Consider the following 23,543-nt stretch of genomic DNA (forward strand, 5'->3'; position numbering starts at 1 on the left):
CCCTCGCCCGGATCGCTCCGCCCTCCCGCCGTCTCTATGCTGGCTGCCGATGAGCACCGACCGCCGCACCGTACTGCGCACCGCCGCCCGGCTCGCCACCCTCACCGCCGCCGGAGGGCTCCTCGCCGCCTGCGGCAGCGACGGGCACCGCCGGGCCGACCACGAGGCACTCGCCGCACACCCCGGCAGTGGCGACCCGTCGCACACCACCGACCCGGCCTGGAACGGCGCCGAGGGCCCGGCCTCCGGCGCGCCGACCGCCTCGCCCCAGCCCGCCGAGGAGACGCCGGCCGCCGCCGCGCAGGCGACCGCGCCCCCGGCCCCGCCGGTGCTGACGCCGCTGGCGCCCGGCACCCCGGTGGAGGTGGTGTCCGGACCGCGCACCAGCAAGTACGTGGCGCTCACCTTCCACGGCAGCGGCGACCCGAAGCTCGCCACCGCCCTGCTGACCGCCGCCGAGCAGCGCGGAGTCCACCTGACGGTGATGGTGGTCGGCAGCTGGCTGGACCAGCAGCCGCAGATGGCCCGGCGCATCCTGGACGGCGGCCACGAGCTGGGCAACCACACCCAGAACCACCTCAACATCTCGGCGATGACCCCCGACCAGGCCCGCGCCGAGATCGCCCAGTGCGCGGACCGGCTGATGCGCCTGACCGGCTCGATCGGCCGCTGGTTCCGGCCCTCCGCCGCCCAGTACGCCACCCCGACGGTGCGCGACCAGGCCAGGGCGGTCGGCTACGAGCACGTGCTGTCCTTCGACGTGGACCCGCGCGACTACAGCGACCCGAGCGCCGCCGAGCTGCAGCGCCGGGTGCTCACCTCGGTGCGCGGCGGCTCGGTGGTGGCCCTGCACATGGGACACCAGTGCACGATCGACGCGCTGCCGGGCATCCTGGACGGGCTCGCCAAGGCGGGGCTCCAGCCGGTGACCGCGAGCCAGCTCTGCGCATGACCGTGTGACCGCATGAACGCGTGAACGTGTGACCGCATGAACGTGTGACCGCATGATCAGACCATCGGGTCGTCGTCCTTGTACGGCCGCAGCCGCAGCGTACGGGCGTCGGTGGCGCGGATCTCCTCCGCCCGGTTGACCAGCTCCTCCAGGTCGTCCCGCCCGGCGTGGATGAACCGCCCGTGCAGGGCGTCGAAGCGGCCCCGGGCGGCGTCCACGGTGACGGCGACCACGTACGGGACGGACCCCCAGGTCTTCATCTCCCGGAACATCGGCATCCCGGCGGTCATGTCGGTGGCCACCGCCCCGGGGCTGATGTCGAGCACGACCACGCCGTGCCCGGCCAGCGAGTCCGCCATGTTGTCCGACAGCTGCAGCAGCGCGCCCTTGGAGGTGGCGTACGCGGTGTAGTGCCCGTCCGGGCGCAGCGCGAAGCCGGAGTTGAGGTTGACCACCCGGCCGCGCCCGCGCTGCACCATGCCGGGCAGGACGCAGCGCAGCAGGTTGTAGGGGCCGCGCAGGTTGGTCTCGACCACCTGCCACCACTGGTTGGCGTCGGTCTCCCAGATCGGCACCTCGGCACGGTCGACCAGTCCGGCGTTGTTGACCAGCAGGTCGACCGGCCCGAGGTCCCGCTCGACGACCCGTACGGCCTCGCGGACCGCTCCGATCCGGCAGACGTCGGCGGTGACGGCCACGCCCCGGGCGCCGCGCCTGACGCACTCCTTGAGCGTGTCGGTCAGCGTCTCGTGGGTGCGGCCGACCAGGCCGACCGCCATGCCCTCGGCGGCCAGGCCGACGGCGATCTCCCGGCCGATGCCCCGGCCCGCGCCGGTGACCAGGGCGACCTGTCCTTGCAACGATCCCGTCGGCACCCCGTGCTCCCTTCCCGTCCCCGGCCCCCGTCTGCGGCATTCTGACGGCCGCCGGGCGGCGGCGGGCCCGGGCACACGCGCCGGGCCCGCCGCCTCACTCCTTCGGGGGACTGCCGGGGGACCGCCGGGGCACTGCCGGGGCACTGCCTCGGGACCGTCGAGAGACTCGAGGGGTGGTGGCACCGTGACAGGGAGGGGGTGACCTACTCGCCGGTAGGGAGTAGTAACGTCGGGGGGCGGTGCCCGGTGCACCAAATCCGGCACACCGGCCCCTTGACCGGCGGCTCGCCGGGCCACCAGACGCTGGGCGATCCCCAGCACCACCGAAGGGCAACTGAGTGAGTGACATCGCGCGCGTCGGAGTGATCGGCTGCGGCCTGATGGGGTCGGGCATCGCCGAGGTGTTCGCCCGCGCCGGGCTGGACGTCCTGGTGTCGGAGGCCAGCGGCGAGGCCCTGGAGTTCGGCCGCACCCGGCTGACCAACTCCCTGGACACCGCGGTCAAGCGCGGCAAGCTGAGCCAGGAGGCGCGGGACGAGGCGATGTCGCGGCTGTCCTTCACCACCGACCTCGCCGACTTCGCCGACCGCGACCTCGTCGTCGAGGCCGTCGCCGAGCGCGAGGACATCAAGATCCGGATCTTCGAGACCCTGGACAAGGTCGTCGAGCGCCGCGACGCGATCCTGGCCTCCAACACCTCCTCGATCCCGATCGTGAAGCTGGCCGCCGCCACCTCCCGCCCGGAGCAGGTCATCGGCCTGCACTTCTTCAACCCGGCACCGGTACAGAAGCTGGTCGAGGTCATCCCGACCCTCACCACCTCCGCCGCCACCACCGAGCGCGTCGAGACGTTCGCCACCCAGGTGCTCGCCAAGGAGCCGATCCGCGCCCGCGACCGCGCCGGCTTCGTCGTCAACGCCCTGCTCGTGCCCTACCTGCTCTCCGCGGTGCGGATGTTCGAGTCGGGCGTGGCCACCGCCTCCGACATCGACAAGGGCATGGAGGCCGGCTGCGCCCACCCGATGGGCCCGCTGCGCCTGTGCGACCTGATCGGCCTGGACACCATCGTCTCCATCGCCGAGAGCATGTACGACGAGTACAAGGAGCCGCTGTACGCCGCTCCCCCGCTGCTGTCCCGCATGGTCGACGCGGGCCTTCTCGGCCGCAAGTCCGGCCGCGGCTTCTACGACTACACCGCGACCGCCTGACGAGCGCAAACCGCTGCGAGTACGGCAGTCGACCCCCAAAACGAAGCGGCTCGGACGAAGGCGACGCTCCTTCGTCCGAGCCGCTTCGCTGGGCCCGCCGCTCCCAAGTCGGCCCCGCCGTCGTCAGGCGCGCGCCGCAGCGACCGCATCGGTGTACAGCTCGGTGGTGAAATCGATCTCATCGACGCCGAGTTCCGCCAGGACCTCACGGACCGAGGCAAGCGCGGGTGCGAGATCATCGCCCGTGACGGCCTCCGTCTCCACCTCGATGAACGTCGCGTCGTTCAGCTCCGGGACTCGAACGAGCGTGGCAAGCATCCGACGGCCGTCGCGCTCGAAGGTGTAGTTCCGACACCGCTTTTCGAACTCGATGCGCACAACGAAGCCCAGCCCCCGGACGATCTCATGCATCGCATCGGCATCCTGAACTCGCGTCTCGGCCTCCGGCTTCGACCCTGATGCGCCGTCGACCCGAGCACCCTTGTAGGTGAGCACAGTTCTGGTGTCGTCGGGACCGTGGACGGTACGAATCCGCAGCTCGCGGTCAGCACTCATCAGGCTGCCGTCCGAAGCGTCGTAGTAGGTGTCCCGGTAGACCTCCGCGCGGCCTGCGCCGTACCGGTCCTCCAACTGTTTGAGGACCGTCTCCGGGTCACGCACAAGCGCCTTGAGCTCAGCCTCGATCGCCATTCTGATGCCTCCCGTCAGATCACGCGCTCAGCGCCATCCAGCAACACCTCGAACTGCCGCCGCAAGCCCCTGTACAGCGGGCCGTACGGGGTGGGCAGCACCTTATACGTTGCCGACTCGTGTCCCTCCCAATCCGTGTCGAAGGTTCCGACGTAGAGGGTTCGATCCAGGCGAATGAGGCGCCACACAGGCACCGTGGTGTACCGGTAGACCTCGACGTGGCCGACCTCGGCAAGCTCCCTGAGCCGGGCTTCGGCCAGGAGGATTCCGCCGGCGAGGGACTCGGTCGACTCCCCGATCTCGGCTGCGCGCCGAGCGGCCGAGGGCGAGTTCGGGTCGAGGAGGAGCACGCGCAGGCGCGGGGCCTCGTCGCCGTCGCGGTCGAGGTGCTGCCGCAGCAGCGAGTCACGGAGGGCGAGCAACCCGAGCCCGCGTACCGCGAGTACGTCCAGCTCGGCCGCCGACCGGGCCGAACGTTGGACCTCGGCGGTGGCGGACGACTGGTCGCTGAAGACCCGGATGATCTCGGGGAAGGCGGCGAGATCGAATGCTGACCCGGTCGAGTGCCGGCCCTCCGTGCGTGGGGCGAGTCCCAGCAACCGGCGTGCCGGGTCGGGCAGGTTCAGGCCATCTGCGATGCGCTCGAAGACATCCAGCCTGGTGACCTCGCGGCGACCGTTGATGATCTCGTTCACCCGGCTCTGGGTCATACCGACCTGGACAGCGAGCCGAGCCTGGCTGGCACCGCTGTGGTGCTGGACGTACCGGAAGAGGCATGCGACATCCCGGCGTCGGAGCGCGGCCCTGACTTCTTCGTTCTGCCATGCGAGATCCGGCAGTCTGATCGGTTCCAGCGCGGTGCCCATGGCCTCAACCCTCGCCTCGGTCGATGCATCTCACCGTGAGATTACCGCCCGGATATTGGGATTGGCGCCTCATCAGTCGACGCTTGGAGAGTGACCACGCCTGTCTACACCCGATCCCAGCTACAAGGCACCGCCTGCATCCAGTGCGGCGGTGAGGATGGCTGGCTGGTCCCGGCCGGCCACGTCTACACGCCGACCGGCGCCCGGACCGCGCCGCTCGGCTGGCCGGTCGTCGCACACCCCGGCTGCCTCGCGGCCGAGTCGTGACGGCCGTCCCGTCGAGCTGGCCGCCCCCGTCGGCCGGCGTCGTCATCAAGCTCGACGTGCACCGGGCCGGCCGGTACGTCAGCGCAGAATGCCGGTTCGGCGCCCACTGGGCGTGCCCGGGCGGCTTCCGGCACGACAAGGGGACGCTCGTGTGCCTCTGCCGCGTCACCGGCTGCTCGTGCACCCGACACCTATCAGGAGGCTCCTGATGCATAACCCCGAGGGAAGACGGATGACCGAGCTGGAGCACATCACGGGCGACGAGCCCGAGGAAAGGGTCACCGGCCTCTGCCGCCGGTGCAGGCAGTACGGGCTGGGTACATACGACGGCGCTCACAGCCTGGTCACCGACTGGATCACCGACCACGCCGGCTGCCCGAAGGGCTCTGGATGAGCGCCGAGGGCGGGGTGCCCGTGCCGACCGTGACGACACGGGGCTTCTGCGCGACGTGCCGCCGACACGTGACGGGTCGGCTCCTGGTGACGGTGGACGAGCGCTGGGAGCTGGTCGAGCACGACGACTGCCCAGGCGAGCGGCCCCGGCAGGTGCGCGCCCGCACGCACCACGGCTGATCTCCCTGGCTGGCCGTACGGCGGCACGGCCAGCCAGGGCCCGTCTCACACCTCCTTGGCCACGACCGGAACAGCCTGACCAGCGGCGGGCGACGCGGTGGGGCCCGGGAGCTCCGGCTCCCGGGCCCTTCGCGGTTCAGACCGCGCGGCGGCGCACCCACCAGACGGCCGCCGCGCACAGGGCCACGGCCAGCAGGGTCGTCCAGCCGAACTCGATCCACTGGAAGGGCCAGTAGCGCTCGATCGGCTGGTAGTTCTCGTGCAGCGAGTAGCCGCCCTCGCTGACCAGCTTCTGGGAGCCGTAGTAGTCGCCCCCCAGGTCGTAGAACTGGCCGACAGTGAGGTGCTTTCCCGCCGGGTCGGCGTACCAGATGCCTCCCTCCCACCGGTGGTCGACGGAGGTCTGGGTGAGGGTGTGAACGGTGTCCTCCAGCGGCGCCATGTAGCCGAAGCGCAGGGACTGGGCCACCAGGCCGGTCACCACCGAGGCCGCCACCCCGATCCCCACCGCCACCACCGTGCGCCGCAGCACCGCGCCGGCCAGCGCGGACACCGCGAACACCAGCAGCACCCGGCCCACCAGGGCGGGCGCGGCGCCCGAGAACGCCATCGCGTCGAACTCGCCCGAGTGCTGGACCATCGGGTCGATCCACCAGGTGTACGCCAGGGCGGTCAGCGCCGTCGCGACGGCCAGGGCGAGGCCGACGACCGTCAGGGCACCCGTCGTCCACCGCGTCCGCCCGGCGCCCTGGGTCCAGGCGAAGCGCACCGTGCCGTGCTCGAACTCCCGGGCCAGCAGCGGCCCGCCGACGAACGCCCCGAGCGCGCCGCCCAGGAAGAAGACGATGTTGCCGCCGACCATCAGCATGGTGCCGTCCTGGCGCAGGAAGCCCTTCCAGCGCTCGTTGCAGGCCCGCTGGGCCTCGTCGCAGCCACCCGCCCCGGAGGCGGTGAAGTCGGCGTGCAGGAGGTACCCGCTGACGGCCAGCAGCAGGACCAGCCCGGCGGCGACGCACAGCAGGGTCCGCAGCGCGGGGCGGTGGCGCAGCCCGGCGGCCCGCAGGACGGCGGAGCGGGGCGGGGCGAGGGTGATCGAGCTCACGACATGACCTTCTGGTTCGTACGGACCGCCCCGCGCGGGCCGGGCAGGGCGGAGGCGGTGGGCTCGCGCAGATAGGCCAGCACCAACTCCTCCAGGCCGACGCGCTGTTGGCGCCAGCCACCGGAGACGGGGGCGTCCACGCCGCCGGTACGGACCAGGAGGTGGGACTGCCCGGCGGCGCGGCGGTCGCGCACGACGGGAAGCTTCTCGGCGAGGGCGTCGGCCTCGGCGGTGGGGCCGGTGAGCATCCGGTGGCCGGCGAGCAGGTCGTCGACCTCACCGGCGACCTGCACCCGGCCGCCGCCGAGGACCACCAGGTAGTCGCAGCTCTGCTCCAGCTCGCTGACGGCGTGCGAGGAGAACACCACCGAGAGACCGTCCTCGGCCACGGCGGTGAGCAGCACGGACATGAAGTCGTGCCGGGCGAGCGGGTCCAGCGCGGCCAACGGCTCGTCCAGCAGGAGCAGTTCGGGGCGCTTGGCGAGGGCCAGGGCGAGCGAGACCTGCGCCTGCTGGCCGCCGGAGAGGCGGCCGTACCTGCGGTCCATCGGGATGCCGAGGCCGTCCAGGTGGTCGAACGCCCGGGCGGCGTCCCAGCGGCGGTTGAGGTGGCGGCCCAGGGCGAGCAGGTCGCGCACGCGCAGGCCGGGGTAGAGGGAGGCGTTCTGGGCGACGAAGCCGATCCGGTCCAACGCGCGGGGCGAGCCCGGGAGTTGGTCGCCGAGGACGGTCATCGCGCCCTCGCTGGGCCGGGTGAGCCCGGCGGCCAGGCCGAGCAGGGTGCTCTTTCCGGCGCCGTTGGGGCCGACCAGCGCCACCACGTGCCCGGCGGGCACGGCCAGGTGGCAGTCCTTCAGCGCCCAGGAGCGGCGGTAGCGCTTGCCGATCCCGCCGCAGTCGATCACGGTGTCCCCCGCCATCAGGCCACCGCCCCGTCGTGTCCTTCGCGCAGGTCGCGCAGCGCGTCCTCGAACACGGCGACCATCCCCCCTTCGTCCAGCCCGGCGGCCCGCGCCGAGCGCATCCAGTCCAGCAGTCCCCGCCGCAGTTCGGCCCGTTCGCGCAGCGGCACCACTCCGGCGGGCAGCCCGCGCACGAAGGTGCCCTGGCCGCGCCGGCCGGCGGCCAGGCCCCGGTGTTCCAGTTCGCGGTACGCCTTGAGCACGGTGTTGGGGTTGATCGCCAGCGCGGCGACCGCCTCACGCACCCGGGGCAACTGGTCCCCCTCCTTCAACCAGCCCATCCGCAGCGCCTGTTCGACCTGCTGCACGAGTTGCAGGTAGGTCGGGACGCCGGAGGCCGGGTCCAGGCGGAACTCGATGGGAGAGGGCCGGTCAGAGACTTTATCTACTTCCATAGTGAAAGATATAAACGATCGGATGACGCGCCGTCAACCCGGACAACTCCCCGGACACGCGCCGGACATCTCGCCGGACAACGCGCCGGACAACGCGAAGGGCCCCGTCCGGACCGCGAAACGGTCCGGACGGGGCCCCGAAGGCCCTACGGCAGCGCTCAGGCGCCGCGCAGCACCGCGCCCGTACGGGCCACGGCCTCGGCGACGGCCGCCTCGCGGGCGGCGGTGGCCTCGTCGGCGGTGAGCGTGCGGTCGGTGGCGCGGAAGCGCAGCGCGTACGCCAGCGACTTCTTGCCCTCGTCGACCTGCTCACCGGTGAACACGTCGAACAGCCGGATGGCCTCCAGCAGTTCGCCCGCGCCCGAGCGCAGCGCGCCCTCGACCTCGGCGGCCGGGACGGCGGTGTCGACGATCAGCGCGACGTCCTGGGTGGCCACCGGGAAGCCGGAGACCGCCGGACCGCTGACCTTCTCGGCGCCGTCGGCCGTCAGGAGGTCGATGTCGATCTCCATCGCGGCGGTACGGGCCGGCAGCCCGAGCGCCTTGACCACGCGCGGGTGCAGCTCGCCCGCGTGCCCGACCAGCCGGTCGGTGCCCGCCACGTACAGCGCGGCGCAGCGGCCCGGGTGCCAGGGCATGTGCTGGTCCTGGCTGACGGTCAGCTCCACACCGGCGGCGCGGGCCACCGTACGGGCGGCCTCGACCGCGTCCGCCCAGGAAGCCTGGTCGCCCTTGCCCCACCAGCCCGAGGGCAGCCGCTCGCCCGCGAGGGCGACGGCCACGCGGCGCGGCTGGTCCGGCAGCGCGGCGTCCAGCGCGGCCAGCTCCTCGTCGCTGGGCCGGCGGTCGACGCCGGGGCGCGGGGCCACGCTCAGCTCGTCCTTGGGCAGGAAGACGGTGCCGGTCTCGTAGATCGCCAGGTCCGTGTTGCCCCGGCCGACGTTGCGGCGCAGCGCGCCGAGCAGGCCCGGCAGCAGCGTGGTGCGCAGCGCCGGCTCCTCGTCGTTGAGCGGGTTGACCAGCTTGACCGTACGGCGGCGGCGGTCGTCCGGCTCCAGGCCGAGCGCCTCGAAGGCCGCCTCGCCGAGGAACGGGTAGTTGTTGACCTCGACGTAGCCGGCCCCGGCCAGCGCCACGCCGATGCGGCGGTGGACGCGCTGGGCCTCGGTCAGGCCCTTGCCCGGCGGCACGTTCGGCATCCGGGCGGGGACGTTGTCGTAGCCCTCCAGCCGGATGACCTCCTCCGCGAGGTCGAACGGGTCGGTGAGGTCGGGCCGCCAGGTCGGCGGGGTGACCTCCAGGACGTCGGCGCCCGCGACGGAGCAGCCGATCTCCTGAAGGCGCCGGGTGACGGTCTCGCGGCCGTACCCGGTGCCGGCGACGCGGTCGGGCAGGTCGGCGGCGATGGTGATGGTGCGCACCGGGTGCGGGGCCGCGATGTCGGTGACCCCGGCCTCGGCGGTGCCGCCGGCGATCAGCACCAGCAGGTCGACGGCGCGCTGGGCGGCCGCGCGGGCGGCCTCCGGGTCGACGCCGCGCTCGAAGCGCTTGGACGCCTCGGAGGGCAGCTTGTGGCGCTTGGCGCTGCGGGCGATGGCGACGGCGTCGAAGTGCGCGGCCTCGATGATCACCTCGGTCGTGCCCGGCCCGGCGGCCGGGTCGAGGATCTCGGTGGAGGCGCCGCCCATGACGCCGGCCAGGCCGATCGGGCCGCTGTTGTCGCAGATCAGCAGGTCCTCGACGGACAGCTCGCGCTTGACGCCGTCCAGGGTGGTGAGGGTCTCGCCCTGCTCCGCGCGGCGCACCACGATCGGGCCGTCCACGCGCTGCTTGTCGTAGGCGTGCAGCGGCTGGCCGACCTCGAGCATCACGTAGTTGGTGATGTCGACGGTCAGCGAGATCGGGCGGATGCCCGACTTCTGGAGCCGGCGCTGCAGCCAGATCGGGGACTTGGCGGTCGGGTCGACGCCGACGACCGTACGGGCGACGAAGCGGTCGCAGCCGGCCGGGTCGTTGACCTTGACCAGGTAGCCGAAGGAGTTCGCCGGCGGCACGTCCAGCAGCGCCGGGTCCGCCAGCGGCAGCCCGTACGCGGCGGCGGCCTCGCGGGCCACGCCGCGCATGGACAGGCAGTAGCCGCGGTCCGGGGTGACGGCGATGTCCAGCACGTCGTCGACCAGCTGCAGCAGCTCGATGGCGTCGGTGCCGGGCTCGAACTCCGGCGGCAGCACGATGATGCCGTCGTGGTCGTCGCCCATGCCCAGCTCGCGGGCGGAGCAGATCATGCCGGCCGAGGTGTGGCCGTACGTCTGGCGGGCCGCGATCGGGAACGGGCCGGGCAGCACGGCGCCCGGGAGCACGACCACGACCTTGTCGCCGACGGCGAAGTTCCGCGCGCCGCAGACGATCTCCTGCGGCTCGCCGGTGCCGTTGGCGTCGCCGACGTTGACGAAGCAGTGGCGGATCGGCTTCTTGAAGCCGGACAGCTCCTCGATGGAGAGCACCTCGCCGACCACCAGCGGGCCCTGGAGGTCCCCGCCGAGGCGCTCGACGGTCTCGACCTCCAGGCCGGCCCGGACCAGGCGCTCGGCGACGTCACGGCCGGTCTCGCCGGCGGGCAGGTCGACGTACTCGCGCAGCCAGGAAAGCGGGACGCGCATCAGATCTCCATCCCGAAGGGCAGCGTGAAGCGCACGTCGCCCTCGACCATGTCGCGCATGTCGGCGACGTTGTGACGGTTCATCAGGATCCGCTCCAGACCCAGGCCGAAGGCGAACCCGCTGTAGCGGTTCGGATCGACGCCGCAGGCCACCAGCACGCGCGGGTTGACCACGCCGCAGCCGCCGAGCTCGATCCAGCCCTCGGAGGAGCAGGTGCGGCACGGGCGGTCCGGGTTGCCGACGCTCTCGCCGCGGCACACGAAGCACTGCAGGTCGATCTCGGCGCTCGGCTCGGTGAACGGGAAGTACGAGGGGCGCCAGCGCAGTTCGAGACCGCCGCCGATCAGCTTCTCGACCAGCACCTCGATGGTGCCCTTGAGGTCGGCGAAGGTGATGCCCTCGTCGACGGCGAGGCCCTCGACCTGGCGGAACACCGGGGTGTGGGTGGCGTCCAGCTCGTCGGTGCGGTACACGCGGCCCGGGCAGACGACGTAGACGGGGGGCTCGCGGTCGAGCAGGGTGCGGGCCTGGACCGGGGAGGTCTGGGTGCGCAGCACCACGCCGGAGTCGGCGGAGCCGTCCGGGGCCTGGACGAAGAAGGTGTCCTGCATCGAGCGGGCCGGGTGGTCCGGGCCCAGGTTGAGGGCGTCGAAGTTGAGCCACTCCGCCTCGACCTCGGGGCCCTCGGCGACCTGGTAGCCCATGGCGACGAAGGTGTCCTCGATGCGCTCGGCCAGGGTGGTCAGCGGGTGCCGGGCGCCGCGCGGGGCGCGGTCGTACGGCAGCGTGACGTCCACCGCCTCCTCGACCAGCACGCGGGCGTCGCGCTCCGCCTCCAGCTCGGCCTGGCGCTTGGCCAGCGCCTGGTTGACGGCGCCGCGCGCCTGGCCGATCAGCTTGCCCGCGGCGGCCTTGGCGTGCGGGGGCAGGGCGCCGATCTCGCGGTTGGCGAGGGAGAGCGCGGAACGGTCGCCGATGTGGGCGACCTTGGCCTGCTTCAGCTCGTCGAGGCTGCCGGCGGCGGCGAAGGCGGCGATCGCCTCGTCCCGCGCCTGCTCCACCACCTCGGGCTTGAGGGCCTCGACCTCGACCGGGTCGTACGACTTGTTGGGTGCCGACATCTCTATCTTCCCGTGCTCCCTGCTCGTCCGTGCTCAGGTGTGTGGGCCAACGCCAAAGGTCGAGTGTAGTCGCAGCCCGTGGCGCGGCTTCCGCGGAGCCCGCCGGGCGTGACCTCGGAACATGCTCGCGAACTCGCTAGAGCATGAAGTCCGGGATGCCGGCGGGCAGGATGAATCGGAACCGGGCCCCGCCCCCGGGGGCGCGGTCGACCCGGATCGAACCGCCGTGGGCCTCGACGATGCCCTTGACGATGTAGAGGCCCAGGCCCGTCCCGCCGCGCTTGGAGCCGCGCCAGAAGCGGGTGAAGACGCGCGGCATCGACTCCTCGGGGATCCCGCTGCCCTCGTCGCTCACGGTGACCGCTGTGCCTTCCACGATGCGGGGAGGGGTGCCGGGGCGCTCCCATGCGGGGGCCTCGACGACCTCCTTGGCCGGTGCCACCTCGATGGTGACGGTTCCCTCGCCGTGGCGCACCGCGTTTTCCAGCAGGTTGGCGAGCACCTGGTCCAGTTTGTCCGGGTCCGCCCAGAGCACGGTGAGCGGCTCGTTGATCCGGACGTCGAAGCGGTCCTCGGCGATGCCGGTGGCCACCGTCCGCTCCACGTGCCGGCGCACCGCCGCCGCCACGTCCACGACCTGCTTGCGCAGCTCCAGCCGGCCCGCGTCGATCCGGGAGATGTCCAGCAGCTCCGCGATCAGCCGGGTGACCCGGTCGGCGTCCGCGTCGACCGTCTCCAGCATCAGCCGCTTCTGCCCGTCCGTGAACCGCTCCCACTTGGCCAGCAGCGTCGCCGTGAAGCCCTTGACGCTGGTGAGCGGGGAGCGCAGCTCGTGCGCGACGGTGGCGATCAGCTCGGCGTGGCTGCGCTCGGTGCGCCGCCGCTCCTCCGTACCGCGCAGGGCGATCACCAGCCGCTGCAGCGGCCCTCCGGGCTCGTCGCGGACGTACCGGGCGGTGACCAGCACCTCGCGCCCGCCCGGCAGCAGCAGGTTGCGCTCCGGCTGCCGGGTGCGGATGGCCAGCCCGCCGTACGGGTCGGTCAGCTGCCACCAGCGGCGCCCGTCGAGGTCCTCCAGCGGGAGGACCTCCTCCAGCAGCCCGCCCAGCGCCGCCTCCGGGGGCACGCCGGTCAGCGCGGCCGCGGCCCGGTTGAAGCGGACCACGCGGCCGTCCGCGTCGGCGACCACCAGGCCGTCGGGCAGGTCGTCCGGGTCCAGCTCAGGCCCGCTGCCGACCATGGGTGTCCTCCCCGATTACCCACCGTGCCGTTCCCCCCACCGAGGCGACCCTAGCGCCTCGCAGGCCCCGACAGTAGGGCCTGCGGTGGGGATCACCGGCGCGTCGTGGGGCGTGTCGCGCGTTCGCGCCGGGTACGGCGTGCCCCGCGCGCCGTCCGCGGACGTCAGGCCGTCGTCAGGCCGACGTCATCCTGGGTCGTCCGGGCTCAGGCCCCGGCCCGGCAACCGCCCGGGGAACGCTGCGCCCTGGCGGAGGCGTACAGGCAGACGGCCGCCGCGGTGGCCAGGTTGAGGCTCTCGGCGTGGCCGTGGATCGGCACCCTCACCACCTCGTCGGTCAGCGCGCGGGTCTCTTCCGGGAGCCCCCACGCCTCGTTGCCGAACACCCACGCGCCCGGCGCACCCAGGGTGCCCTCGTCGAGCTCCTGATCCAGGTCGCGCTCCCCCGCGCCGTCCGCGGCGAGCACCCGTACGCCCGCCTCGCGCAGCTTCGCGACCGCCTCCTCCACGGGCACGCCGACCGCCACCGGCAGGTGGAACAGGCTGCCCACGGAGGCCCGGACGGCCTTGGGGTTGTAGAGGTCCACGGAGGCGTCGGTGAGCACCACGGCGTCCGCACCGGCCGCGTCGGCCGTACGGAGCACGGTGCCCGCGTTGCCGGGGTCGCGCACGTGCGCCAGCACGGCGACCAGCTTGGGGCGGGCCCTGAGCACCTCGGCGAAGGGGGTGTCGATGAAGCGGCACAGCGCCACGATGCCCTGGGGGGTCACGGTGTCGCAGATGCCGGCGACGACCTCGTCGGTGGCGGTCAGCACCGGCAGCCCCTCGTCCAGGGCCGCCTCGACGATGCCGGCGTGCCGCTCGGCGGCCTCCGCGGTGACGTAGACCTCGACCACGGCGTGGTCCTCCGTGCCCGGCAGCCTGCCGAAGGCGACGGCCTCCCGGACGGCCTGCGGGCCCTCGGCCAGGAAGCGGCGCTCCTTGGTGCGCTGGTTCCGCTTGGCGAGCCGGCGGGCCGCGACGACGCGCGGCGAGCGCAGGGAGGTCAGCAGGGGGGTGTCGGTGCTCGGCATGGTCTCGTTCTCTGGAGGCGCTGGCGGTGGCGAAAGCAGAACCGGACCCGCAGGCGAGCCTGCGGGTCCGGTCGGAAGCTCAACCGATCTCGGAAGATCAGGCGGCGTCGGCGGCGGCCTTCGGGGCGTTCACGTCGGCCGGCAGCGCCTTCTGGGCGACCTCGACCAGGGAGGCGAACGCACCCGGGTCGTTGACGGCCAGGTCGGCGAGCATCTTGCGGTCGATCTCGACGCTGGCGGCCTTCAGACCCTGCACGAAGCGGTTGTAGGTGATGCCGTTGGCACGGGCCGCAGCGTTGATGCGCTGGATCCACAGCTGACGGAAGTCGCCCTTGCGCTTCTTGCGGTCGTTGAAGTTGTAGACCAGCGAGTGGGTGACCTGCTCCTTGGCCTTGCGGTACAGGCGCGAGCGCTGGCCACGGTAGCCGCTGGCGCGCTCCAGGATGACCCGGCGCTTCTTGTGGGCGTTGACTGCCCGCTTGACGCGTGCCACTTCATTACTCCTTGGGTTGGACCACGGACTACTTCACGTGGTCCGTCAATCGAATGGGTCGGGAAGGATCAGCTGCCCCGCACGGCTCTCGCCGGGCGGGAGGCGATCACTTGCCGAGAAGCTTCTTGATCTTCTTGGCGTCAGCGGGGGCCAGCTCGATCGTCCCGGCCAGCTTGCGGGTCAGCGTCGAGGGCTTGCGCTCCAGGAGGTGGCGGCGGCCGGCGCGCTCGCGCAGCACCTTGCCAGAGCCAGTGATCTTGAAGCGCTTGCTGGCGCCGCTGTGCGTCTTCTGCTTCGGCATTTCGCCGTATCTCCTCGTCGGTCCCGTCCGCGCCCGCGCGACGTGGGCCGCGCGGGCGTGAACTGGATGGATCTGTGATGACCGGGCGGGACGCCCTGTCACCCTGGTGGCCGATCCCCGGGCCCGAGCCTTGCGGCTCAGGCGCCCTGGGGGGCGGCCGGCTGCTCGACCGGAGCGTCGGCCTCGGGGGCCTCCGCCTCGGCCTCGACCGGGGCGTCAAGCTCCTCGGTCTCGACGGCGTCGACGATGTCGGCGTCGAGCTCCGCGTCGTCGAGGTCCTCGGCGTCATCCTCGGGGCCGGCGGTGCGGCCCAGACGCTCGGCCTTGCGAGCGTCGGCGAGGGCGCGGGCCTCGGCCATCGCCTCGGTCTTCTTCTTGTGCGGGCCAAGAACCATGATCATGTTCCGGCCGTCCTGCTTCGGCGACGACTCGACGAAGCCCAGGTCCTGGACGTCGTCGGCGAGGCGCTGCAGCAGGCGGAAGCCCAGCTCGGGGCGGGACTGCTCACGACCACGGAACATGATCGTGATCTTGACCTTGTCACCCTGCTTGAGGAACCGAACGACGTGACCCTTCTTGGTGTCGTAGTCGTGCGGGTCGATCTTCGGCCGGAGCTTCATCTCCTTGATGACCGTGTGCGCCTGGTTCTTGCGCGCCTCACGGGCCTTCATGGCCGACTCGTACTTGAACTTGCCGTAGTCCATGAGCTTGCACACCGGCGGCCGGGCGGTCGCCGCGACCTCGACCAGGTCGAGGTCGTACTCCTGCGCAAGCTCCAGCGCCTTGGCAAGCGGCACAATGCCGACCTGCTCGCCGCTGGGACCGACGAGTCGCACCTCCGGGACGCGAATCCGGTCGTTGATGCGGGGCTCGGTGCTGATGGGGCCTCCTCGGTTGCACCTTCTGCGATGCGGCCGTCGGACGGCGGTCGCACGTAGTGGACTCGACCACTGGGCAGGGCTTCATTCGTGTTTCGCTGCCCGGCACCTTCCGGCACCGTGTGCACCGCGACACGAAAAAAGCCCCGCTCGGTACAAGCGGGGCTCCACAAAATCCGGGGGCAACACCCGGTGAGGGGCACTGCGGGCGACTCGGCGCCGTGGCGCCCGTCGCGGACCGGGACCCGTCGGCCGCGAGGCCGACAAGGTGGGAGACTTTCGCGGTTGCCCTCTCGGGCCTCCTCAGTGGAGCCTCCACTTGCTGGCCAGGTGCCCTTGCGGACTCCCGGCCGGTCAGTCTCGAAGCATACAGCGCCGGGACCTCGAACGCTATTCCGCCCCCGCGCACGGCCTTTCCCGCCGCGTTCCGGGGCCCTTGTAGGCTCCCCCCGTACCCACTTTCACGGCACGACGGAACGAGCCCCCCTTGAGCAGCGAGCCCACCCAGAACCCCGCCGCGGACGACGACGCCATCGGCTTCGACGACCTCACCCGGGACATCGCCGAGGTCCCGGCCGTCGAGGTGATCACCACCGTCGCGGTGCACCTGATGAGCGCCGCCGCCGTCAAGTGCGGTCTCGCCGAGGGCGGCGAGAAGGACAAGGACCTGGACGAGGCCCGCAAGCTCATCACCGCCCTGGCCGGGCTCGTCACCGCCGGCGCCCCGGAGATCAGCAACTTCCACGCCGCGCCGCTGCGCGACGGGCTGCGCTCGCTGCAGCTGGCCTTCCGCGAGGCTTCGCTGGTGCCGGACGCGCCGGGCGCGGGGCCGGGCGAGAAGTTCACGGGGCCGGTCTACTCCTGACCGTCGTACGGGAGAGGCGCGTGCCACCCGGCACGCGCCTCTCCCGTGTTTCAGCGCTTGTACAGCGGCTCGCCCGGCAGCTCGGCGCCGGCCGGGAGCACCGCGAGGTCGAGGCCCCGGTCCAGCCGCACCCGCAGCACCGGGTCCGCCGCCACCGCCTGCCCGACGCGCTGGGCGGCCGCCTGGAGCCCCTGCTGGTCCAGCCCCGGGTCGAAGACCACGGCGAGCACCCCGTCCGAGCTCTCCGAGGGCGCGAGCAGGGCGGTGACCACCTGCGGCTCCGCGGCCAGCAGCGCCCGTACGGCCTCGCGGGCCTCCGGGTCGGCCGCCGGCGGCAGGTAGGGGCGGTTCTCGGCGAGGGCGCGCAGCCGGGCACCGTCGAGCAGGAACGTCACCGGACCGGCCGGGTCGATCAGCAGGGTGTCCGCGCGCTCGGAGAAGGCGACCATCGCGGCCTGCGGGGCCGCCGTCGGCGCCGGGCGGGCGTCGGCGCGCCAGCGGGTGAGCGTCTCGAGCGAGGTGAAGGCGGGCAGGGCGCGGCGCCCGTCCGGGGCCTGCAGCACGGGGACGGCCATGTCGCTGGACTTGTCGTGCTGGTGGCCGTGCTCGTCCACCTCGACCTCGCCGAGGATCGCGACGATCGGCACCATCAGCCGGGTCGGGGTCAGCGCGGCCAGCACCTCGGGCTCGGCGGAGCGGTCCTGCGACCAGCGGGCGAGGGCGGCGGCCAGGGCGGGGTCGGCGCTGCCGTCGTCCTCGGAGAATCCGGGGTTCGGGATGCTCTTGCCGGCGAACGCCGGGTTGGAGAAGTCTTTGCGGTCCACCGGCCGACCGTATGACAGAACACCCCTTTCGAGGTATTCCGGCCCTTCGAGGTATTCCGGCGCCCGCACCCCCTACCCTCCGGTAGCGCGGTGTGGCAGCCTGCGCGCATGGCTCTGCTCGACGCACCCGCCCCGGTCTCCGATCGCCTCCGGTACGACCGGGCCACCGCTCATCTGGACGGCCCGGTGGCCGTCGTCGACCTCGCCGCGTTCGACGCCAACGCCGCCGACCTGGTGCGCCGGGCGGGCGGGAAGCCGATCCGGGTGGCCAGCAAGTCGCTGCGCTGCCGGGCGCTGCTGGAGCGGGCGCTGGCGGTGGAGGGCTTCGCCGGGGTGATGAGCTTCACCCTGGACGAGTCGATCTGGCTGGTCCGTACGGGCCTGCGCGACGTGCTGCTCGCCTACCCCTCCGCCGACCGCGCCGGGTACGCCGAGCTGACCGCCGATCCGGAACTCGCGCGCGAGATCACCGTGGTGCTGGACGACCCCGCCCAGCTGGACCTGATCGACCGGGCCCGCGCCGGCGACGCGGAGGTGCGGGTCTGCCTGGAACTGGACACCGCCCTGCACCTGCTGGGCGGCCGCGTCCGGGTGGGCGCCCGGCGCTCGCCGCTGCGCAGCCCGGAGGACGTGGAGGCGTTCGCCGCGCTCGTCCAGCGCCGCCGGGGATTCCGGGTGGTGGGCCTGATGGCGTACGAGGGGCACGTGGCCGGGGTGGGCGACCGGGTGCCGGGGCGGCCGATGTACTCGCGGGTCATCCGGCTGATGCAGGACAGGGCGCGGGCCGAACTGGCCGCCCGGCGGGCCGAGGTGGTGCGGCGGCTGCGGCGGGTGGCCGAGCTGGAGTTCGTCAACGGCGGCGGCACCGGCAGCGTGGAGTCCACGGCGGCCGAGCGGGCCGTCACCGAGGTGGCCGCCGGTTCCGGGCTGTACGTGCCGCGGCTCTTCGACAACTACCGTGCGTTCCAGGGCCGTCCGGCCGCGCTGTTCGGCCAGCCGGTGGTGCGCCGGCCCGGGGTGGGCGTGGTGACGGTGCTCGGCGGCGGGTACCCGGCCTCGGGCGCGGCCGGGCCGGACCGCTCACCCGTGCCGTACCTGCCCGCGGGCCTGCGCTACGACCCGATGGAGGGCGCCGGCGAGGTGCAGACCCCGCTGCTGGGCGCGGCGGCGGACGACCTGCTGATCGGCGACCGGGTCTGGTTCCGCCACGCCAAGGCGGGCGAACTGTGCGAGCGCTTCGGCGAGTTGCACCTGATCGAGGGCGCGGAGGTCGTCCGGACCGTTCCGACGTACCGGGGCGAGGGGCGGACGTTCCTGTAACGGGCCGCCGGAGCCACCGCGACCCTTTCGGCAGTCTTAAGCGGGCCCGATGGAACACCTAACCCGGGTGTCCCGTCGGGCCTTTGCGCTGCTCACGGGCCGACAGGCCGTCAAAAGTCGTCAACGTCGGGCCTATTGCCTTCTGGTCCAGACCAATCCTACGCTTCGGCCGGGAGCCGCGGTCCGGGCCGGCGGCTTCCGGACGGGCAGGCGTGCCCGCTCTCCCCCACACCAGCCCGGAACGACGGTCGAGGAGTCCTCACCCCATGTCCATCAAGCGAAACGCCCTGTCCGTCGGCGTGGTCGGCGCCGCGTGCCTCGCGGTGGCGCTCACCACCGCCGGGACCGCCAACGCGCACGGCACGATGACCAACCCGCCCAGCCGCATCGCCTCCTGCTACGCGGAGGGCCCCGAGCACCCCGTCTCCCAGGTCTGCAAGGACCTCGTCGCCACCAGCGGCACCCAGCCGCTGTACGACTGGAACGAGGTCAACATCGCCAACGCCGCCGGCAACCACCAGGCGCTGATCCCGGACGGCCGGCTCTGCTCGGCCAACCGCGACAAGTACGCGGCCCTCGACTGGCCGCGCACCGACTGGGCCGCCACCGCCGTCAAGCCCGGCGCGTTCACCTTCCAGTTCCGCGCCACCGCCCCTCACCTGGGCACCCAGACCGTCTACATCACCAAGGCGGGCTACAACCCCACCCAGCCGCTCAAGTGGGCCGACCTCGACCCGACGCCCGTCGCCCAGGTCCAGGTCGACCGCAACACCGTCAACGGGTCCTACTCCTACTCGGGCACGCTGCCGCAGCGCACCGGCCGTCAGGTCCTCTACACGATCTGGCAGCGCAGTGACAGCCCGGAGGCGTTCTACAGCTGCTCGGACGTCGACTTCGGTGGCGCCGCCACCGTCTCCTCGCTCGCCGCCCCGGCCACCCCGGCCGTCGCCGCCGCGCCCAGCGACGCGCAGATCGCCGCCGACGCCTCCAGGTCGACGGTCGCCCACCACGGCCACGGCGGGGACCCGGGTGCCCCGGCCGGCCAGCCCGTCCCGACCGCCTCCGCGGCGGTCGGCACCTCGGCCGCCGGCCCGCTGCTGCTCGCCGGTGCGGGCGCGATCGGCGTCGGCTGGGCCACCATGGTGCTCCGGCGTCGTCGCCTCGAGGCTGTTCGACGCGACGTCTGACGCCGGACGCGGAACCGGACCGGAAACACCCCCGTCCGGTCCGGTTCCGTCGGTACCGCCCGCAGACGCGACGCGGCGGCCGACCCGGAGGGGGGTTCCTCCGGGCGGGCCGCCGCGTCGTCGTGAGTGTGGCTTCTCCGGGCCTGGACGGTCAGGTGGTGGTGCCGCCGGTGCCGTTCTGGCCGCCGTTCTGGCCGCCATTCTGGCCGGGCTTGCCGCCGCCGGGGAGCTGGGGGAGCTTGCCCTTGAAGTCGGTGATGCCCTTGACGATGGTGTCCATCACGGAGACGTCCGGCGCCTTGTCGGCGATGTCGAAGCCGAAGTGCACCGAGATCAGCGCCTTTCCGTCGCTGGACGGGAAGACCACCGTCTGCACGTAGCCGGAGTTGCCCTTGACCGGGTCGGCCTTCCAGCGGACGAGCCAGCCGTCCTGGCCGTTGACCGTGACGGACTCGTTCTTCAGCTCCTGGTGGCCCGTGAGGTCGCCGTAGGACTCCTTGGCGGCCTTCTCGATGTCGGCCTTCGCCGCCGCCCGGGCGTCGCTGCCGCCGCCGTCGATCCGGCCGGTGGTCACGCCGCCGAGGGTGCACTCCTTGGCGGGGTCGTCGGCGCAGCTGTACGAGCCGACGTACGCCGCGGCGTAGCCCTCGGAGGTGTGGCTGCCCTTCCAGCCGGCGGGGACGGGGACGGAGAGGCGGTTCACCAGGTCGATCGCGGCGCCGGGCTTGGCCTTGCCGGTGCCGCCGCCGTTGCCGCCGCTTCCGCCACCGCCGTTGCCACCGTTGCCACCACCGCCGTTGCCACCGCTGCCCCCGTTGGAGCCGTCGCCGTTGGGGCCCTCGGAGCCGTCGCCGAAGCCGGGAATGCCCTTCCCGCCGTCCGGCACGAGCTGCCGGGAGACCCGCTTCTGGCGGTCGTGGTCGCGGCCGTCCATCGCCAGGTAGGTGATCCCCGAGCCCGCGCCCAGGCCCAGCAGGGCGGCGAGGGCCGTGACCACGACCAGCTTGGACGGCTTGCGCCGAGGCTTGCGCGGGGCCTCGGCGGGCGCGCCCCAGACGGCGCCGACGGGCGGCGGCTCCGGGTAGCGGACGGTCGGGCCGCTGGAGAGGATCTCGCCCTCCAGCACCCGGGGCTGCTCCGCCGTGCCGTCCTCGGCGGCCCCGGGAGCCCCGGGAGCCCCGGGAGCCCCGGGAGCCCCGGGAGCCCCCGCCGCCGGAGGCTCGGGGTGCGCCGGGGCCTCCGGGGCCGGGGTCGGCGCGTCCGAGGGCGCCGGGGGCGGGGTCGGCGCGTCCGAGGGCGCGGGGCGGGTCGAGGCCGTCCAGCCCTTGCCGTCCCACCAGCGCTGCGGGCGCGGGTCGCCGGTCTCCTTGGGGTCCGGGTACCACCCGGCGGGAATCTGCTCACTCACAGAAGAGAATCTAAAGCCCGGCGGATAAACGCGAAATCAGCGCGGCGTCGAATTCCGCCGGTTCTCGATGATTTTCCGGTGAGAAGCCGGCGGGAAGGCCGCCCCCGGTCACAGCGGGGTCACGTACGCCCCGGAGATCCCGCCGTCCACCAGGAACTCGCTCGCCGTGATGAACGAGGAGTCGTCGCTCGCCAGGAACGCGACCGCCGCGGCGATCTCCTCGGCCCTGGCGAAGCGGCCGAGCGGAATGTGCACCAGCCGACGGGCGGCACGCTCCGGGTCCTTGGCGAACAGTTCGCGCAGGAGCGGGGTGTCCACGGGCCCCGGGGAGAGCGCGTTGACGCGGATGCCCTCGCGGGCGAACTGCACGCCCAGCTCCCGGGACATGGCCAGCACCCCGCCCTTGGAGGCGGTGTACGAGATCTGCGAGGTGGCCGCGCCCATGCGGGCCACGAAGCTGGCGGTGTTGATGATCGAGCCGCGCCCGTGGCGGCGCATGTACGGCAGGGCCGCCTTGCAGCACAGGAAGACCGAGGTCAGGTTGACCTCCTGCACCTTGCGCCAGGCGTCCAGGCCCGTGGTGAGGATCGAGTCGTCCTCCGGCGGGGAGATGCCCGCGTTGTTGAAGGCGACATCCACGCTGCCGTACGTCTCGTACGCCTCGTCGAACAGCGCCTCGACCATGTACGGGTCGGTGACGTCGGTGTGCACGAACAGCCCGCCGACCTCCTTGGCGGCGGCCCGGCCGCTCTCCTCGTCGAGGTCCGCGCAGACCACCTCCGCGCCCTCCGAGGCGAGCCGGCGGGCGGCGGCCAGGCCGATCCCGCTGCCCGCGCCCGTCACCACGGCGGTGCGGCCGACCAGTCGGCGGCAGACCGCCTCGTCCTTCTCGCTCATCGGGCTGTCACTCCTCGGTGTGGATGAAGACGTTCTTGGTCTCGGTGAAGTGGCGCAGCGCGTCCGGCCCCAGTTCGCGGCCCACCCCGGACTCGCCGTACCCGCCGAAGGGCGTCCAGTAGCGCACGGAGGCATGGGAGTTGACGGAGAGGTTGCCCGCGCGCACGCCCCTGGCCAGGCGCAGGGCGCGGCCGAGGTCCCTGGTCCAGATGGAGCCGGAGAGGCCGTAGCGGGTGGCGTTGGCCAGGCGCAGCGCGTCCGCCTCGTCGGTGAAGGGCAGGACGACGGCGACGGGGCCGAAGATCTCCTCGGTGACGGCGGGCTCGCCCTCGTCCTCGGGGGCGAGGACGGTGGGCGGGTACCAGTAGCCGGGGCCGTCGGGGACCGGTCCCCGCGCCAGGACGGGGATGTCGGGGGTGACGTAGGAGGAGACGCGGCGCACCTGGGCGGCGGAGATGAGCGGGCCGAGCTGGGTGGCCGGGTCGGCCGGGTCGCCGGTGCGCAGGGCCTCGACGGCGGGCAGGAGGTGGGCGAGGAAGTCCTCGTAGACCTCGCGCTGGACGAGGATGCGGCTCCGGGCGCAGCAGTCCTGGCCGCTGTTGTCGGCGAAGGACATCGGGTCGGCGGCGCGGGGGAGGTCGGCGTCGGCGAAGACGATGCTGGGGCTCTTGCCGCCGAGTTCCAGGGTGACGTGCTTGGCGCGGGCGGCGCAGCGGGCGGCGACCTCCTTGCCGACGACGGTCGAGCCGGTGAAGACGATCTTGCCGACCCCCGGGTGGTCGACCAGGGCCCGTCCGGTGACGGCGCCGGTGCCCGGGACGACCTGGAGGAGGCCCTCGGGCAGGCCCGCGGCGGAGGCGAGTTCGGCCAGGCGCAGGGCGGTGAGCGGGGTGGCCTCGGCGGGCTTGAGGAGGACGGCGTTGCCGGCGGCGAGGGCGGGGGCGAAGCCCCAGGCGGCGATCGGCATCGGGAAGTTCCAGGGGGCGATCACCCCGACCACGCCGATCGGCTCGTGGATCGTCACGTCCAGGCCGCCGGAGACCGGGATCTGACGGCCCGTCAGGCGCTCGACTCCCCCGGCGGCGTACTCCAGCAGGTCGCGGACGTTGCCGGCCTCCCAGCGGGCATTGGCCAGGGTGTGGCCGGCCTCGCTGACCTCCAGGGCCGCCAGTTCGGGGACGTGCACCTCGACCTGGTCGGCGAACCGGCGCAGCAGGCGGGCCCGTTCGCCGGGGGCCAGCGCCGCCCAGCCCGTCTGGGCCTTGGCGGCGCGCTGCACGGCCTCGGCCAGCTGGTCGGGGGTGGTGTCCGGGACGACGGCCAGCACCTCGCCGGTGGCGGGGTTGCGGACGGCGCTGCCGGTGCTGCCGGTCGGCTCGCTCATGC

Annotated in this window: 25 protein-coding genes; 8 read left to right on the top strand and 17 right to left on the bottom strand. The window is 73.0% G+C overall.

Annotated features, from left to right (window positions below; all coding sequences use genetic code 11):
- Nucleotides 1-49 precede the first annotated feature (49 nt).
- Entirely contained in the window at nucleotides 50-952 is a 903-nt protein-coding gene (locus tag IH61_RS0126150) for a polysaccharide deacetylase family protein (protein ID WP_031074054.1), read from the top strand.
- Between the two features lie 56 nt (nucleotides 953-1,008).
- Here the strand turns inward: IH61_RS0126150 and IH61_RS0126155 are convergent, their stop codons facing one another.
- Complete coding sequence (locus IH61_RS0126155; RefSeq protein WP_031074056.1) at nucleotides 1,009-1,827, bottom strand: SDR family NAD(P)-dependent oxidoreductase; 819 nt, start codon at nucleotides 1,825-1,827, stop codon at nucleotides 1,009-1,011.
- A gap of 338 nt (nucleotides 1,828-2,165) precedes the next feature.
- Here IH61_RS0126155 and IH61_RS0126160 point away from each other — a divergent pair, with 338 nt between their 5' ends.
- Nucleotides 2,166-3,035: a 3-hydroxybutyryl-CoA dehydrogenase gene (locus IH61_RS0126160; protein WP_031074058.1), complete on the top strand. Its 870-nt coding sequence runs from the start codon at nucleotides 2,166-2,168 to the stop codon at nucleotides 3,033-3,035.
- Nucleotides 3,036-3,158: 123 nt separating this feature from the next.
- Here the strand turns inward: IH61_RS0126160 and cyaB are convergent, their stop codons facing one another.
- Nucleotides 3,159-3,725 (bottom strand): class IV adenylate cyclase, encoded by a 567-nt coding sequence (gene cyaB, locus IH61_RS0126165; protein WP_031074060.1) that lies wholly within the window; start codon nucleotides 3,723-3,725, stop codon nucleotides 3,159-3,161.
- A gap of 14 nt (nucleotides 3,726-3,739) precedes the next feature.
- Entirely contained in the window at nucleotides 3,740-4,591 is an 852-nt protein-coding gene (locus IH61_RS0126170; protein WP_031074062.1) for a helix-turn-helix domain-containing protein, read from the bottom strand.
- Nucleotides 4,592-4,681: 90 nt separating this feature from the next.
- Here IH61_RS0126170 and IH61_RS47155 point away from each other — a divergent pair, with 90 nt between their 5' ends.
- The 3 genes from IH61_RS47155 to IH61_RS0126185 all read left to right on the top strand — a co-directional run bounded on the left by IH61_RS47155 (nucleotide 4,682) and on the right by IH61_RS0126185 (nucleotide 5,431).
- Entirely contained in the window at nucleotides 4,682-4,858 is a 177-nt protein-coding gene (locus tag IH61_RS47155; protein WP_158845301.1) for a hypothetical protein, read from the top strand.
- Nucleotides 4,859-5,090: 232 nt separating this feature from the next.
- Nucleotides 5,091-5,252 carry a hypothetical protein gene (locus IH61_RS47160; RefSeq protein WP_158845304.1) on the top strand — a complete coding sequence of 54 codons (162 nt, stop codon included), beginning with the start codon at nucleotides 5,091-5,093 and terminating at the stop codon, nucleotides 5,250-5,252.
- On the top strand, nucleotides 5,249-5,431 hold the full coding sequence (locus IH61_RS0126185) for a hypothetical protein (protein WP_031074064.1): 183 nt from the start codon (nucleotides 5,249-5,251) through the stop codon (nucleotides 5,429-5,431). The genes IH61_RS47160 and IH61_RS0126185 overlap by 4 nt, the downstream gene beginning before the upstream one ends.
- 136 nt (nucleotides 5,432-5,567) lie before the next feature.
- On the opposite strand, the gene IH61_RS0126190 is transcribed toward IH61_RS0126185, so the two are convergent.
- From IH61_RS0126190 to infC, 10 genes are all read right to left on the bottom strand, one after another.
- The gene (locus tag IH61_RS0126190) at nucleotides 5,568-6,533 is read right to left on the bottom strand and encodes an ABC transporter permease subunit (RefSeq protein WP_031074066.1); all 966 of its coding nucleotides are present in this window, start codon (nucleotides 6,531-6,533) and stop codon (nucleotides 5,568-5,570) included.
- The gene (locus IH61_RS0126195; protein WP_051837987.1) at nucleotides 6,530-7,453 is read right to left on the bottom strand and encodes an ATP-binding cassette domain-containing protein; all 924 of its coding nucleotides are present in this window, start codon (nucleotides 7,451-7,453) and stop codon (nucleotides 6,530-6,532) included. Before IH61_RS0126195 ends, IH61_RS0126190 begins: the two co-directional genes overlap by 4 nt.
- Nucleotides 7,453-7,890, bottom strand: coding sequence for a GntR family transcriptional regulator (locus IH61_RS0126200; protein ID WP_051837990.1), 438 nt, complete (start codon nucleotides 7,888-7,890; stop codon nucleotides 7,453-7,455). Before IH61_RS0126200 ends, IH61_RS0126195 begins: the two co-directional genes overlap by 1 nt.
- 158 nt (nucleotides 7,891-8,048) lie before the next feature.
- Nucleotides 8,049-10,550: a phenylalanine--tRNA ligase subunit beta gene (gene pheT, locus IH61_RS0126205; protein ID WP_031074072.1), complete on the bottom strand. Its 2,502-nt coding sequence runs from the start codon at nucleotides 10,548-10,550 to the stop codon at nucleotides 8,049-8,051.
- Nucleotides 10,550-11,671: a phenylalanine--tRNA ligase subunit alpha gene (pheS, locus tag IH61_RS0126210; RefSeq protein ID WP_031074073.1), complete on the bottom strand. Its 1,122-nt coding sequence runs from the start codon at nucleotides 11,669-11,671 to the stop codon at nucleotides 10,550-10,552. Before pheS ends, pheT begins: the two co-directional genes overlap by 1 nt.
- A gap of 136 nt (nucleotides 11,672-11,807) precedes the next feature.
- On the bottom strand, nucleotides 11,808-12,911 hold the full coding sequence (locus IH61_RS0126215) for a sensor histidine kinase (RefSeq protein ID WP_031074074.1): 1,104 nt from the start codon (nucleotides 12,909-12,911) through the stop codon (nucleotides 11,808-11,810).
- 206 nt (nucleotides 12,912-13,117) lie between these two features.
- Nucleotides 13,118-13,984: a TrmH family RNA methyltransferase gene (locus tag IH61_RS0126220; RefSeq protein ID WP_031074075.1), complete on the bottom strand. Its 867-nt coding sequence runs from the start codon at nucleotides 13,982-13,984 to the stop codon at nucleotides 13,118-13,120.
- 97 nt (nucleotides 13,985-14,081) lie between these two features.
- A complete protein-coding gene (gene rplT, locus IH61_RS0126225; RefSeq protein ID WP_030055649.1) occupies nucleotides 14,082-14,477 on the bottom strand; it encodes a 50S ribosomal protein L20 in 396 nt (131 codons plus the stop codon).
- A 106-nt stretch (nucleotides 14,478-14,583) separates the two neighbouring features.
- The gene (rpmI, locus tag IH61_RS0126230) at nucleotides 14,584-14,778 is read right to left on the bottom strand and encodes a 50S ribosomal protein L35 (protein ID WP_031074076.1); all 195 of its coding nucleotides are present in this window, start codon (nucleotides 14,776-14,778) and stop codon (nucleotides 14,584-14,586) included.
- Nucleotides 14,779-14,915: 137 nt separating this feature from the next.
- Entirely contained in the window at nucleotides 14,916-15,659 is a 744-nt protein-coding gene (gene infC / locus IH61_RS41420) for a translation initiation factor IF-3 (protein ID WP_051837992.1), read from the bottom strand.
- A gap of 484 nt (nucleotides 15,660-16,143) precedes the next feature.
- Here infC and IH61_RS0126240 point away from each other — a divergent pair, with 484 nt between their 5' ends.
- A complete protein-coding gene (locus IH61_RS0126240; protein WP_031074078.1) occupies nucleotides 16,144-16,521 on the top strand; it encodes a DUF1844 domain-containing protein in 378 nt (125 codons plus the stop codon).
- Between the two features lie 50 nt (nucleotides 16,522-16,571).
- Here the strand turns inward: IH61_RS0126240 and IH61_RS0126245 are convergent, their stop codons facing one another.
- A complete protein-coding gene (locus IH61_RS0126245) occupies nucleotides 16,572-17,345 on the bottom strand; it encodes an SseB family protein (RefSeq protein ID WP_051837993.1) in 774 nt (257 codons plus the stop codon).
- 108 nt (nucleotides 17,346-17,453) lie between these two features.
- Here IH61_RS0126245 and IH61_RS0126250 point away from each other — a divergent pair, with 108 nt between their 5' ends.
- Together IH61_RS0126250 and IH61_RS0126255 are read left to right on the top strand one after the other, a co-directional pair.
- A complete protein-coding gene (locus IH61_RS0126250) occupies nucleotides 17,454-18,665 on the top strand; it encodes an alanine racemase (protein WP_031074081.1) in 1,212 nt (403 codons plus the stop codon).
- Nucleotides 18,666-18,931: 266 nt separating this feature from the next.
- Nucleotides 18,932-19,852, top strand: a complete 921-nt coding sequence (locus IH61_RS0126255; protein ID WP_031074083.1) for a lytic polysaccharide monooxygenase auxiliary activity family 9 protein — start codon at nucleotides 18,932-18,934, stop codon at nucleotides 19,850-19,852.
- Between the two features lie 151 nt (nucleotides 19,853-20,003).
- On the opposite strand, the gene IH61_RS48830 is transcribed toward IH61_RS0126255, so the two are convergent.
- The 3 genes from IH61_RS48830 to IH61_RS0126270 form a co-directional block, all read right to left on the bottom strand.
- On the bottom strand, nucleotides 20,004-21,260 hold the full coding sequence (locus IH61_RS48830; RefSeq protein ID WP_078911408.1) for a DUF2510 domain-containing protein: 1,257 nt from the start codon (nucleotides 21,258-21,260) through the stop codon (nucleotides 20,004-20,006).
- Between the two features lie 108 nt (nucleotides 21,261-21,368).
- A complete protein-coding gene (locus tag IH61_RS0126265; protein ID WP_031074087.1) occupies nucleotides 21,369-22,157 on the bottom strand; it encodes a 3-oxoacyl-ACP reductase in 789 nt (262 codons plus the stop codon).
- Nucleotides 22,158-22,164: 7 nt separating this feature from the next.
- On the bottom strand, nucleotides 22,165-23,541 hold the full coding sequence (locus tag IH61_RS0126270; protein ID WP_031074089.1) for an aldehyde dehydrogenase family protein: 1,377 nt from the start codon (nucleotides 23,539-23,541) through the stop codon (nucleotides 22,165-22,167).
- Nucleotides 23,542-23,543 lie beyond the last annotated feature (2 nt).

This window comes from Streptomyces sp. NRRL WC-3742 (assembly GCF_000720635.1).
Lineage (GTDB): Bacteria > Actinomycetota > Actinomycetes > Streptomycetales > Streptomycetaceae > Kitasatospora.

What these genes read in the sequence shown, in the direction of transcription:
- IH61_RS0126270 (WP_031074089.1), bottom strand. Translation starts at nt 23,541, where the DNA reads ATGAGCGAGCCGACCGGCAGCACCGGCAGCGCCGTCCGCAACCCCGCC.
- IH61_RS0126250 (WP_031074081.1), top strand. Translation starts at nt 17,454, where the DNA reads ATGGCTCTGCTCGACGCACCCGCCCCGGTCTCCGATCGCCTCCGGTAC.
- IH61_RS0126255 (WP_031074083.1), top strand. Translation starts at nt 18,932, where the DNA reads ATGTCCATCAAGCGAAACGCCCTGTCCGTCGGCGTGGTCGGCGCCGCG.
- IH61_RS0126200 (WP_051837990.1), bottom strand. Translation starts at nt 7,890, where the DNA reads ATGGAAGTAGATAAAGTCTCTGACCGGCCCTCTCCCATCGAGTTCCGC.
- IH61_RS0126185 (WP_031074064.1), top strand. Translation starts at nt 5,249, where the DNA reads ATGAGCGCCGAGGGCGGGGTGCCCGTGCCGACCGTGACGACACGGGGC.
- IH61_RS0126215 (WP_031074074.1), bottom strand. Translation starts at nt 12,911, where the DNA reads ATGGTCGGCAGCGGGCCTGAGCTGGACCCGGACGACCTGCCCGACGGC.
- IH61_RS47160 (WP_158845304.1), top strand. Translation starts at nt 5,091, where the DNA reads ATGACCGAGCTGGAGCACATCACGGGCGACGAGCCCGAGGAAAGGGTC.
- IH61_RS0126195 (WP_051837987.1), bottom strand. Translation starts at nt 7,453, where the DNA reads ATGGCGGGGGACACCGTGATCGACTGCGGCGGGATCGGCAAGCGCTAC.
- IH61_RS0126170 (WP_031074062.1), bottom strand. Translation starts at nt 4,591, where the DNA reads ATGGGCACCGCGCTGGAACCGATCAGACTGCCGGATCTCGCATGGCAG.
- pheS (WP_031074073.1), bottom strand. Translation starts at nt 11,671, where the DNA reads ATGTCGGCACCCAACAAGTCGTACGACCCGGTCGAGGTCGAGGCCCTC.
- pheT (WP_031074072.1), bottom strand. Translation starts at nt 10,550, where the DNA reads ATGCGCGTCCCGCTTTCCTGGCTGCGCGAGTACGTCGACCTGCCCGCC.
- IH61_RS0126150 (WP_031074054.1), top strand. Translation starts at nt 50, where the DNA reads ATGAGCACCGACCGCCGCACCGTACTGCGCACCGCCGCCCGGCTCGCC.
- IH61_RS0126265 (WP_031074087.1), bottom strand. Translation starts at nt 22,157, where the DNA reads ATGAGCGAGAAGGACGAGGCGGTCTGCCGCCGACTGGTCGGCCGCACC.
- rpmI (WP_031074076.1), bottom strand. Translation starts at nt 14,778, where the DNA reads ATGCCGAAGCAGAAGACGCACAGCGGCGCCAGCAAGCGCTTCAAGATC.
- cyaB (WP_031074060.1), bottom strand. Translation starts at nt 3,725, where the DNA reads ATGGCGATCGAGGCTGAGCTCAAGGCGCTTGTGCGTGACCCGGAGACG.
- IH61_RS0126220 (WP_031074075.1), bottom strand. Translation starts at nt 13,984, where the DNA reads ATGCCGAGCACCGACACCCCCCTGCTGACCTCCCTGCGCTCGCCGCGC.